The sequence below is a fragment of the Neobacillus sp. K501 genome (assembly GCF_053749995.1).
In genome coordinates, this window is the sequence record NZ_JBSLYA010000023.1 from 1 (window position 1) to 9,813 (window position 9,813).

13 protein-coding genes are annotated in these 9,813 nt (G+C 38.7%); 2 read left to right on the forward strand and 11 right to left on the reverse strand.

Annotation, left to right across the window (positions count from 1 at the left end):
• Positions 1-144: 144 nt before the first annotated feature.
• On the reverse strand, positions 145-552 hold the full coding sequence (gene yugI, locus ACWM35_RS24935) for a S1 domain-containing post-transcriptional regulator GSP13 (RefSeq protein WP_454821571.1): 408 nt from the start codon (positions 550-552) through the stop codon (positions 145-147).
• 202 nt (positions 553-754) lie between these two features.
• On the opposite strand from yugI, the gene ACWM35_RS24940 reads away from it, so the two are divergent.
• Complete coding sequence (locus tag ACWM35_RS24940) at positions 755-991, forward strand: helix-turn-helix domain-containing protein (RefSeq protein ID WP_454821572.1); 237 nt, start codon at positions 755-757, stop codon at positions 989-991.
• Positions 992-1,171: 180 nt separating this feature from the next.
• Here the strand turns inward: ACWM35_RS24940 and ACWM35_RS24945 are convergent, their stop codons facing one another.
• The 6 genes from ACWM35_RS24945 to ACWM35_RS24970 all read right to left on the reverse strand — a co-directional run bounded on the left by ACWM35_RS24945 (position 1,172) and on the right by ACWM35_RS24970 (position 5,606).
• A complete protein-coding gene (locus ACWM35_RS24945) occupies positions 1,172-1,435 on the reverse strand; it encodes a DUF1871 family protein (protein WP_454821573.1) in 264 nt (87 codons plus the stop codon).
• 18 nt (positions 1,436-1,453) lie between these two features.
• Positions 1,454-1,831 carry a PH domain-containing protein gene (locus ACWM35_RS24950; RefSeq protein WP_454821574.1) on the reverse strand — a complete coding sequence of 126 codons (378 nt, stop codon included), beginning with the start codon at positions 1,829-1,831 and terminating at the stop codon, positions 1,454-1,456.
• A gap of 54 nt (positions 1,832-1,885) precedes the next feature.
• Positions 1,886-3,301: an NADP-dependent phosphogluconate dehydrogenase gene (gndA, locus tag ACWM35_RS24955; RefSeq protein ID WP_454821575.1), complete on the reverse strand. Its 1,416-nt coding sequence runs from the start codon at positions 3,299-3,301 to the stop codon at positions 1,886-1,888.
• A gap of 66 nt (positions 3,302-3,367) precedes the next feature.
• Positions 3,368-4,558, reverse strand: coding sequence for an alanyl-tRNA editing protein (locus ACWM35_RS24960; protein WP_454821576.1), 1,191 nt, complete (start codon positions 4,556-4,558; stop codon positions 3,368-3,370).
• A 108-nt stretch (positions 4,559-4,666) separates the two neighbouring features.
• Positions 4,667-4,882 carry a hypothetical protein gene (locus ACWM35_RS24965; RefSeq protein ID WP_454821577.1) on the reverse strand — a complete coding sequence of 72 codons (216 nt, stop codon included), beginning with the start codon at positions 4,880-4,882 and terminating at the stop codon, positions 4,667-4,669.
• Positions 4,883-4,967: 85 nt separating this feature from the next.
• On the reverse strand, positions 4,968-5,606 hold the full coding sequence (locus tag ACWM35_RS24970; protein ID WP_454821583.1) for a peptidylprolyl isomerase: 639 nt from the start codon (positions 5,604-5,606) through the stop codon (positions 4,968-4,970).
• 204 nt (positions 5,607-5,810) lie between these two features.
• Here ACWM35_RS24970 and ACWM35_RS24975 point away from each other — a divergent pair, with 204 nt between their 5' ends.
• Positions 5,811-6,191: a kinase-associated lipoprotein B gene (locus tag ACWM35_RS24975; protein ID WP_454821578.1), complete on the forward strand. Its 381-nt coding sequence runs from the start codon at positions 5,811-5,813 to the stop codon at positions 6,189-6,191.
• Positions 6,192-6,230: 39 nt separating this feature from the next.
• On the opposite strand, the gene kapD is transcribed toward ACWM35_RS24975, so the two are convergent.
• The 4 genes from kapD to ACWM35_RS24995 all read right to left on the reverse strand — a co-directional run bounded on the left by kapD (position 6,231) and on the right by ACWM35_RS24995 (position 9,401).
• Positions 6,231-6,851 carry a 3'-5' exonuclease KapD gene (kapD, locus tag ACWM35_RS24980; RefSeq protein ID WP_454821579.1) on the reverse strand — a complete coding sequence of 207 codons (621 nt, stop codon included), beginning with the start codon at positions 6,849-6,851 and terminating at the stop codon, positions 6,231-6,233.
• Between the two features lie 174 nt (positions 6,852-7,025).
• Positions 7,026-7,409 carry a hotdog fold thioesterase gene (locus tag ACWM35_RS24985; RefSeq protein WP_454821580.1) on the reverse strand — a complete coding sequence of 128 codons (384 nt, stop codon included), beginning with the start codon at positions 7,407-7,409 and terminating at the stop codon, positions 7,026-7,028.
• A 118-nt stretch (positions 7,410-7,527) separates the two neighbouring features.
• Positions 7,528-7,746, reverse strand: coding sequence for a hypothetical protein (locus tag ACWM35_RS24990; protein WP_454821581.1), 219 nt, complete (start codon positions 7,744-7,746; stop codon positions 7,528-7,530).
• A 146-nt stretch (positions 7,747-7,892) separates the two neighbouring features.
• Positions 7,893-9,401, reverse strand: coding sequence for a leucyl aminopeptidase (locus ACWM35_RS24995; RefSeq protein WP_454821582.1), 1,509 nt, complete (start codon positions 9,399-9,401; stop codon positions 7,893-7,895).
• Positions 9,402-9,813 lie beyond the last annotated feature (412 nt).

A 9,813-nucleotide genomic window follows, 5' to 3' on the forward strand; every position in this document is an offset into this window, starting at 1 on the left:
AAACTGTATCCCAATTTTCCTTCTTGGTACTCTTTTACCAACATTAACTTAAATTCTTCACTATATTTAGCCATAAAAATACACCCCAAAAGTTAGATTTCACTCTAACTTTTGGGGTGCAGTACAGTTCTAGGCTCATGCTGATTATTTTTTGATTAAATCTTCGCGTTGGGATTGGTCAATCCATTCTTGAAGCTTATCTTTTAGTGTGTTAAATCCTTGCTGTCCTTCAACTTCAGGTACAATCGCAGCTGCTTGACGCTTACGTGGTTTCTTTGGTTTAGCTGCAGCCTGCTGCTCTGCAGGTGCTTCTTCTGTAGCACGAATCGATAAGCCAATTTTACCTGCACCTTCATCAATCGATAAAACTTTAACCTTTACTTCGTCACCAACCTTAAGATGGTCATTAATATCTTTCACATATCCGTGGGTAATTTCTGAAATATGCACAAGTCCTTGTGTATTTTCATCTAATGCAATAAATGCTCCATAAGGTTGAATACCAGTCACCTTACCTGTTAAAATACTACCAGTTTCGATTTTTTCTGACATGAAAACACTCCTAAATATATATTTATTTAATCCTTTTTATATGCAATTAAAAATTATAGCATATTATAGGAAGATAATCAAAAAAGGTTTTTCAGAATCTATTACAACAAGTTAACATAATATTCACTTTTGTTATTTTGAAAAAGACAGACATTTTATGTTAATATAGAATTAAAGAAATTAACAAGGAGAGGTGAACAGTGTGAATTCAATCGGCCTAAAAATAAAAACTTATCGTGAACATTTAAAAATGACACAAGAAGAATTGGCACAAAAAGTCAGAGTAGGGACACAAACTATTGAGAAATATGAAACAGGTGAACAAATTCCTAGTACCCAAACACTCTTAAAATTATCTACTGTTCTTGATATTCCTGCCTCTGAGTTACTAGACCATGCAAACCAAGCAAATGACACCATGATGAATCATCTTATTTAGCCATCATTTTTAAAGCGGTTTTTTTAACCGCTTTTTTTATTTTTTACGTATAAAAAAAATTAAAACTGGCAATCATTAGGACATAAGCTTTCTAGTATTCCCCCTTTTTGAAGTGGACGACCCGTTATGGTTGTCCTCTTTTTTTTGCAAAAATTAAAAACGACAGCTTGGCTGCCGTTTTTAGATGGAACATGATTCTTCTGCTTTGATGATGAATAACTGTTTTGCTAGCGTTAAGCATTGATTCATTGGGATCGTTTTTTCAAAGGAAAATTCATAAATGGACTGAATTTTTTTTGCTAGCACTTCCGCATCATTTAGTTCATATACCGCTTGGATGGTGTCTGCAATTTCGGTATCATAACTGCCATTCTTTAATTGAAATGGGTCCCATTCATTTAACAAATCAACAAATTGCAGATTGGTTTTCATTCGACTTTCCATAATCAGAGCACCTACCATTTACTTTAATACATATTCTGCCAGAACCGTTTGAAGTTCATAAATATTTAGGTTCTTGTTAAATTGTTTTTGCAGAGGAAGTGCGTTTCCTGAAATCCAAATTTTCAACTCTGCATCTAAATCAAAGCTGCCAGCCGTTTCGATACTAAAATGGGTAATACTCTTATAGGGAATAGAATGATATTCAACCTTCTTTCCTGTCAGCCCTTGTTTGTCAACAAGAATCAGGCGCTTATCTGTAAAAATAAATAAATCTCTAATTAGTTTATAGGCTCTTTCAATTCTTTCATTAGCCGCTAGGATCCTTGCAAATTCTCGCTGCGCTTCCGTTGCATTCACTTCAGAAGCATTTCCCATCATTCCATCAAAAAATCCCATTCCAAAACACCTTTCTAGCTTCTGGGCGAAATCAATATCCACCCGTTACCATTTTTATTTTTGCGTTAGCCATTCCGTATGAAAAGTACCTTCCCGGTCAACCCTTTGATAGGTATGGGCTCCAAAATAATCTCGTTGTGCCTGCAGCAGATTAGCAGGGAGTACCTCCGTACGATAGCTGTCATAATATGCTAATGCACTTGCAAGGCCCGGAACAGGAATACCAGCTTTTACCGCAACGGACACTACTTCTCTGGCTGCCTCTTGATAGGTTTCGACGATATCCTGGAAATATGGGTCCATTAATAGATTATCTAACTTTGGATTGCGATCATACGCATCTTTAATGTTTTGGAGAAAAGCCGCACGGATAATACAGCCTCCACGGAAAATCATGGCAATTTCTCCAAAATTCAAGTCCCAGTTATATTCAACCGATGCCTGCTTATACTGTGAAAAGCCTTGTGCATAGGAGATAATTTTACTCAAATATAGAGCTTTTCGTAGCGCTTCAATAAATTCTTGTTTATCCCCACCGTAACTGCCTAATTGAGGGCCTTTAAGCACTTTACTTGCTCTTACCCGCTCTTCCTTCATCGCAGATAGGAATCGTGAGAATACAGATTCAGTGATGATTGATAGTGGGACTCCGAGGTCAAGCGCATCTTCACTTGTCCATTTTCCTGTTCCTTTTTGCCCTGCGGTATCAAGTATCACATCCACTAATGGTTTTCCTGTCTCTGGGTCAGTTTTCGAAAAAATATCAGCTGTTATCTCAATTAAATAGCTATCCAGCTCTCCTTGATTCCATTCACTGAAAACCTCATGAAGTTCCTGAGTAGATAAGCCAAGGAGCTCCTTCATTAAATGATAGGCTTCACAAATCAATTGCATATCACTATATTCTATCCCGTTATGAACCATCTTTACATAATGCCCGGCACCATCTGGTCCAATATAGGTGCAGCACGGCTCTCCGTTTACCTTAGCTGAAATCTCTGTTAACAGCGGCCCCACTAAATCATAAGCCTCTCTTTGCCCGCTTGGCATGATCGCAGGTCCCGTTAACGCTCCTTCTTCACCACCGGAAACCCCTGCTCCAATGAACATAATTCCTTTTTCCGCAAGCTCTTTATTTCTCCGAATCGTATCTTTGAAAAAGGTATTTCCACCGTCAATCAGAATATCATTTTTATCAAGATGCGGAAGTAACGACTCAATGGCCTTATCTGTGATTATACCCGCCGGTACCATAATTAGTATTTTACGAGGAATTTCTAAAGATTGGATAAACTCCACGATATTCGTCGTTCCAAAAAGCCTTTTTCCTTTATTGGTATCTATGATTTCATTTACTTTCTCTGCTGAAAGGTCGTATACAGATACGGAGAAGCCTTTACTTTCAAAATTTAGTGCGAGACTTCTTCCCATAACGCCGACACCAACTACACCCACTTGTTGTTTTTCCAAAATGAAACCATCCCTTCAGTGAAAAGTTATTCCTTTATTATTTACTTCATTAAGTTGTTCATCCTATTATCTTGCTGCTGTTAATAAATTTTGTAATAATTGTTCCCCGGAGATTACCGCTGCTCCTCCGCCTTGCGCAAAGGATTCATTTCCGCCGCCTTTCCCATCGATTTGGGGGAGAATTTCCGCTATTACATTTTTCATATTTCCAGACGCTGCTGATCCTTTCGCACAAACAACTTGCAGACGATCCTCATTTTCCGCAACCGCCAAAAACGTAATTTCATCCTTTTCATTCATCATAAGTCGTGCGAGTTTTTGGAGCTCTTGGATTGGGCGATTTTTATATAATTTCCCAATAATAACTTCACCTTCAGCCCCATTCAGCGTATCCTTTGCTTCAAAAGATAAGAGTGCTTCACTCGCTGCCACTAAACTTTGTTCTTGTTCTTTTCCTGTTTCAATCAACCGTCGAACAGCTGCACCCATCTCCTGCTCTGGAGCGTTTAGTAATTTAGTTAGTTCCAGCAATGTTTTTTGTTTTTGATGGAGTTGTTCCAACACCCGATCTCCACAAATAAACTGAAGACGAATCTTCTTTTTTTGTCGTTCCCAATCGAGGATTTTTATCGCTCTTACCTGGGATGTGTCACTTGGATGTGTTCCACCGCAGCCGTTATAGTCAAAGTTAGGAATCATTACGAGACGAATATTATCGGTAACCGAAAGCTCCTTTCGAAGTTTATATTGCGAAAGTTCTTCCTCCGAAACCCATTTTGTTTCAATCGGCCTGTTTTCAAGAATAATCTGATTGGCTAATGCCTCTGCCTTCATTGCCTCTTGGTCCGATAATTGTTCTGTGTCAAGATCGATGGTCAAAATTTCCTTCCCGAGATGGAAGCTGACAGTTTTATAACCAAATAGACTTTCAAAGGAGGCTGATAATATGTGCTGTCCAGCATGCTGCTGCATATGATCAAACCTTCTCTTCCAGTCAAGTTCTCCATTCACTTCTACTGTTACATCTTTCAAAGAATCTGTTAAGTAATGGCGAATTTCTCCATCCATTTCTTCTACATTTATCACATGAATCCCGTCGATGGTCCCCGTGTCATAGGGTTGACCGCCTCCAGTTGGATAAAATGCCGTTTGTTCTAGTACAACAAATGCAGTTCCTGACTGGTCGATATCTTGTTTTATTACCTTTGAATAGAAAGATTTTATGTACGCGTTCTGATAATATAATTTATTCTCCATTAAAACGCACTCCATTCCCGTTTCTCATCCTCAATCTCATTTTCATGAATTACGGAAAAGAAATCAAGCAGATTGATTATCCAAAATTATCGCAAAAAAAAGAACAGCTTAATGTTCACTGTTCCTCTGCGAATGCTGCTCACTTAGAATTTTTTCTTCTAATTCTTTTGCCTTTTTAGCCTCCCGCTTAGAGATTTTAATGATTAATCTCATAGTCAATAGAGCGCCAATCATAAAAATCAGAAATGTGACAGCAGCGGGGCCATATTCCGATTTATCTTCTGGAAAATATAAAAACAACGAGAGTACGAGTGGATGAAACATTTTTTTCTCCCTTTCTCTAAAGGAATTTAAGCCTATATTATTATAGCAACAAAAAATGTATCCTTCCATCGTTTGGTCCTAATGGTTACTTCAATACCTTAATTCCTTTAATGACAATATCTTTTTCCGGCTTATCTTGATTCCCAACAGGGGCTTCAGCAATTTTATCAACAACATCCATTCCTTCAACCACCTGTCCAAAAACGGTATGGCGATGGTCAAGCCAAGGTGTTCCACCCTTTTCTTCGTAAGCATCTATGACTTCTCCCGGGAATCCCGCCTTTTCCATTTCTTCCTTCATAGATGAATCCAATGATGTTTTTTGTACAATAAAAAACTGACTGCCATTTGTATTGGCACCTGAATTGGCCATCGAAAGCGCACCGCGAATATTGAAAAGATTCGTAGAGAATTCGTCTTCAAATGGCTTGCCATAAATACTTTCTCCACCTGTTCCATTTCCGTTTGGGTCACCGCCTTGAATCATAAAATCCTTGATTACCCGGTGAAAAAGGAGGCCGTCGTAATAACCATCTTCACTATGCTTTACAAAATTTTCAACGGCATTCGGAGCGTATTCAGGAAATAATTTAATTTTAATCTTTCCCATGGAAGTTTCCATTTCAACCAGTCTTTCATTTTCCGAAACCTCATTGGTAAGCTGAGGATACACAGCATTTTGCACTTGATCGCTCCCTTTCTTCTCCTCAGAATTTTCCCCCATTTTCTCAAGAGAGGAATTTTCTTTTTCCTTACTTGTCCCACATCCAACAAGGACTAGAATCACAGTCATTAAGGTTAACAAAACCTGTAAACTTCTTCTCATTTATCATCCCTCCATTTCTATAATTTAACCGATAATTTTGTTTTTTGTACATAGTTTTATTATAGTAAAATGTAAGAATAAATGGGTGAAGGAGGGGCTTTTTTGTCAGAGCTAAAGATTGGTGACATCGTTACAGGTATTTATAAAACAGGAAAGTACATTGGAGAAATTACGGAGGAACGGCCACAGCATTATTTAATTAGAGTATTAGCTGTTATAAAACATCCGATGCAAGGTGATTTACATAGTCCAAAAGATGCTGACGTCCTTATTTTCCATGAAAGAAGAGCCCTTGCTTATCGAGAACAAACCAATATCCCTAAGCAAATGGTTAAACCGTATAACGAAGAAGTCCCAGACTATCCAGCTTCTTTAAAAGGTGCGGTCGAAAAAATGAAAACGGAATTAACACAAAATCCATCAGCTTGGGCCGAAATGAGTTTGAAAAGCATAGCATCGCTTGAAAAGGATTACTTTAAATAAAAATATAAAAGGCCAAATCAATTTTTATGATTTGGCCTTTTATGCGAATTCATTTAACAGCTTGGAAAAGTCAATCCGATCACCAATTGTGGTTGGTTTGGGTTTTTCTAAATATTGTTTATCCTTTTCAACAAGGCGGAATATATTAAAAGTAGTCAACGCATCATCAAGTGCCCGGTGATGTCTGCCAGTACCTTCTTTCCCATATTCTTGAACGGCTTTCCATAAGCCCGTTTGATTTTGATCACCAAAGAACCGCTTATATTCCATCGATAAATCTAATTCAGCCGCCTTGAATGGAAAAGAAACACCAGCAGCTAAACAATTTTGCCTGAGAACCTTCATATCCATATTTCCCCAAGTAACGATCGTCGTTTGATACTGATTGTTAAACTCCCCTAGTTTCCGAATGAGTTCAAAAAATGAGATTCCTTGATCGACCTGCTGCTGTGAAATATGTAAAAATGATTTACAGCGTTCAGATAAAGTTGGGAATTTTACCGGGGTTACATAAGAGGAGAATTGTTCCTTAATTTGATCATCGATGACAGATACCAGTCCCACTTCAATTATTTCCGCGTAGAAGTCCTTCATACGAACATTACGTTCTGGCATGGTAAATTCAAAATCAATAAATAGATATTGTCTCTTTTCCTTCATTCTTTCACCACCTTTTCTCACAATCTTTTTTACTACTATTATATAAAAAACCTGTACAAAAAATTGTACTTATTATCTATTTTTTATATATTATATCACGAAATTGCCATGAATTTTTTTAATTTTTTCACAATATCCACAAAAAAAGATGGAAAAAGCCCATCTTTTCGAAAGTTATTTTTTTATTTTGAAGATTGCCATTGTACATCTAGAGATACAACTTAAACGGCCTTTTTGATCGGTTATTTTGATGTCCCAAACCATCGTCGTTTTCCCTTGGTGTAAAACAGTCCCAACCGCCGTTACATAACCTTCGGTAACAGGACGAACATGGTTAGCATTAATTTCAAGGCCTGCGACAGCTTCTGTTTCTTTATCAACCAGCTCGTAAGCTCCCACACTTGCAACCGTTTCAGCCAAGGAAACAGAAGCCCCACCATGTAAAAGCCCAAATGGCTGCTTTGTCCGTTCATCAACGGGCATCGTTGCCACCACTTTTCCTGGTTCAATATGAGTGATTTCAATCCCAAGTGTTTCAATTAATGTGTTTTGAATCATTTTTCTTCTCCTTTCGTTCCTAACAAGGTATCTTTATGTATTCTCTTTTTAAAGAACATTTCCTTTTTTATAAAAAAGAAAAACAGCCTCGAGAGCTGTTTTCATTCTGACATGATTCTTAATATGGAAATCCTGGTCCTGGATATCCGTATCCTGGATAACCATAAAATGGCGGTGGTGGTGGATAGCCATAAAATGGGCGAGGGTAACCATAAAATGGACGAGGATAAAATAATGCTCCGCCTAAAAGTCCACCAACTAAACCGCCAAGAAACGGTAATCCGAAGCCGATAAATCTTTGATTACGTACTGGGTAAGGGCCTCGATAATGATACATAAGCCTAACCTCCTTTTCTCTATACTTGCCTACACTACTTCATATGCACAGAATAGAGAATTGGAGTGGGCATTTAATAAAGTAGAGGTTCCTAGACCAGTGGTTTATACTGACCTAAGTGCCCCTAGATGCTCGGGCTAAACATGCTACTTTTCAATTGGTTCAAAGCGTTCCACGAATAAAGCAAGTGTACGAGTCATGACACCAGTAGCACCTGAAGGACCAAGCTCATATTCTTTCGAAGTTGTTGCCGTACCAGCGATATCTAAGTGAACCCACGGTGTATCTTCGGCAAACTCCCCAATAAAGGCACCTGCAACAATCGCATGCCCTTGGCGCCCCGGAGAATTATTTAAATCAGCGACCTTGCTGTTGCGAACTCGTTCTTTATCTTTTTCAAATAAAGGGAGCTGCCAGATTGGTTCTCCTGCTTCCATGGAAGCTTCTAATACTTGTTCGAACAATGGCTCATGATTGGTCATCGCCCCGGTCGTGTGCTCACCTAAGGCCACAATCACTCCACCCGTTAATGTAGCGACATCCACTAAATAATTCGCCCCATGATGCTTAGCATACGTTACAGCATCCGCTAAAACCAGCCGTCCTTCTGCATCCGTATTTAAAACCTCAATCGTTTTTCCGCTCATGGCTGTAATGACATCATCCGGTTTAAAGGCATTCCCGCTTATCATATTATCTGTGGAAGGAATGACAGCAACCACATTCTGTTCAGGCCTGGTTTCTCCGATGATTTCCATTGCTCCAAGGACAGCAGCGGCACCGCCCATATCGGTCTTCATCCCGACAATTCCGTCTTTTGGCTTAATGGAGTAGCCACCAGTATCAAAAGTAACTCCCTTACCAACAAGTCCAATGACATCCGTCCATTGCTCTTTTCCTTGATATTTAAGCACAATCATCTTCGGGGGCTCTGTAGACCCCTGATTGACAGCAAGAAATGCTCCCATTCCAAGTTTTTCAAGTTCTGCCTTTTCAAGAATTTCCACTTCAAAATCATATTTCGCTGCCAACTCCTGGGCATAATTGGCCATATCTGTTGCGGTTAATAGATTTCCAGGGGTATTAACCAAGGTACGGGCAGAATTTGTCCCCTTACCAAACGCATAACCCACCGCTAACGACGCTTGGACGTCTTCTTTTTCAAAATTCTCGCTGTAAACCGTTATATTCTCAATCCGTTTCTCAGGTTCATTGGATTTTTGTTTATATCCCTCGAAGTGGTAAGTAGCTAAGGTTAATGCTTCACTTAGCGCACTGGCAGCTTCCAACCCCTCTACCTGCTCGGTTGAAAATGATTCTAATAGAAAAGCTGCTTCCTCTTGCTTACTTTCTTTTAAATTCTTAAACAGCTTACCTAAGACTTCGCTTAGCTTATGATATGATAATTCTTTCTCCTTGCCTAAACCGACAAACCAGATTCTTCTTGCACCGGTCTTGCCAAAACTATGTACTTTGCTGATTGATTTAAATTTGCCAGAGATATCTCCTGCTTTAACCAACTCTCTAAGCTCACCTTCAAATATTTCATCGAGCTTAGACAATGGACCTGTAAACTTCTCCGGCTTATCAAATAGTCCAATGACCATGTTTTCATGCACATTTGAAAAATCATAATCACTTTTTACCTGAAACATCTTTTCCACCTCCGTAATTTAACCCTCCTTATTATATCGAATTATTAAAAGTATTTCGATTTTCTAGATATATTGTTGTTATAATTATAGGTTGTTTTCTCAAACTTTGTTGTTTTTCCTATCTACCATCTACATTATTGTTTCTGCACTAAGTACGACTGATTTATCTGGTTTAATTGGTAATAATACACGACTACTGATACCGGTCCACATGTTTTTTCTTGTAAACGGGAAATCAGATGCCTTCTCTGATGCCCGTCCACTTGTTTTTTCTTGTAAAAGGGGAATCAGATGCCTTCTCTGATGCCCGTCCACTTGTTTTTTCTTGTAAAAGGGGAATCAGATGCCTTCTCTGATGCCCGTCCACTTGTTTTTTCTTGTAAAAGGGGAATCAGATGCCTTCTCTGATGCC

Bases quoted from the DNA above. Each gene is read 5' to 3' on its own strand.
- ACWM35_RS24985 (WP_454821580.1), bottom strand. From the start codon at position 7,409: ATGATTCAAAACACATTAATTGAAACACTTGGGATTGAAATCACTCAT.
- ACWM35_RS24965 (WP_454821577.1), bottom strand. From the start codon at position 4,882: ATGTTTCATCCACTCGTACTCTCGTTGTTTTTATATTTTCCAGAAGAT.
- kapD (WP_454821579.1), bottom strand. From the start codon at position 6,851: ATGAAGGAAAAGAGACAATATCTATTTATTGATTTTGAATTTACCATG.
- ACWM35_RS24950 (WP_454821574.1), bottom strand. From the start codon at position 1,831: ATGGGATTTTTTGATGGAATGATGGGAAATGCTTCTGAAGTGAATGCA.
- ACWM35_RS24970 (WP_454821583.1), bottom strand. From the start codon at position 5,606: ATGGGGGAAAATTCTGAGGAGAAGAAAGGGAGCGATCAAGTGCAAAAT.
- yugI (WP_454821571.1), bottom strand. From the start codon at position 552: ATGTCAGAAAAAATCGAAACTGGTAGTATTTTAACAGGTAAGGTGACT.
- ACWM35_RS24945 (WP_454821573.1), bottom strand. From the start codon at position 1,435: ATGGAAAGTCGAATGAAAACCAATCTGCAATTTGTTGATTTGTTAAAT.
- ACWM35_RS24960 (WP_454821576.1), bottom strand. From the start codon at position 4,558: ATGGAGAATAAATTATATTATCAGAACGCGTACATAAAATCTTTCTAT.
- ACWM35_RS24990 (WP_454821581.1), bottom strand. From the start codon at position 7,746: ATGTATCATTATCGAGGCCCTTACCCAGTACGTAATCAAAGATTTATC.
- ACWM35_RS24995 (WP_454821582.1), bottom strand. From the start codon at position 9,401: ATGTTTCAGGTAAAAAGTGATTATGATTTTTCAAATGTGCATGAAAAC.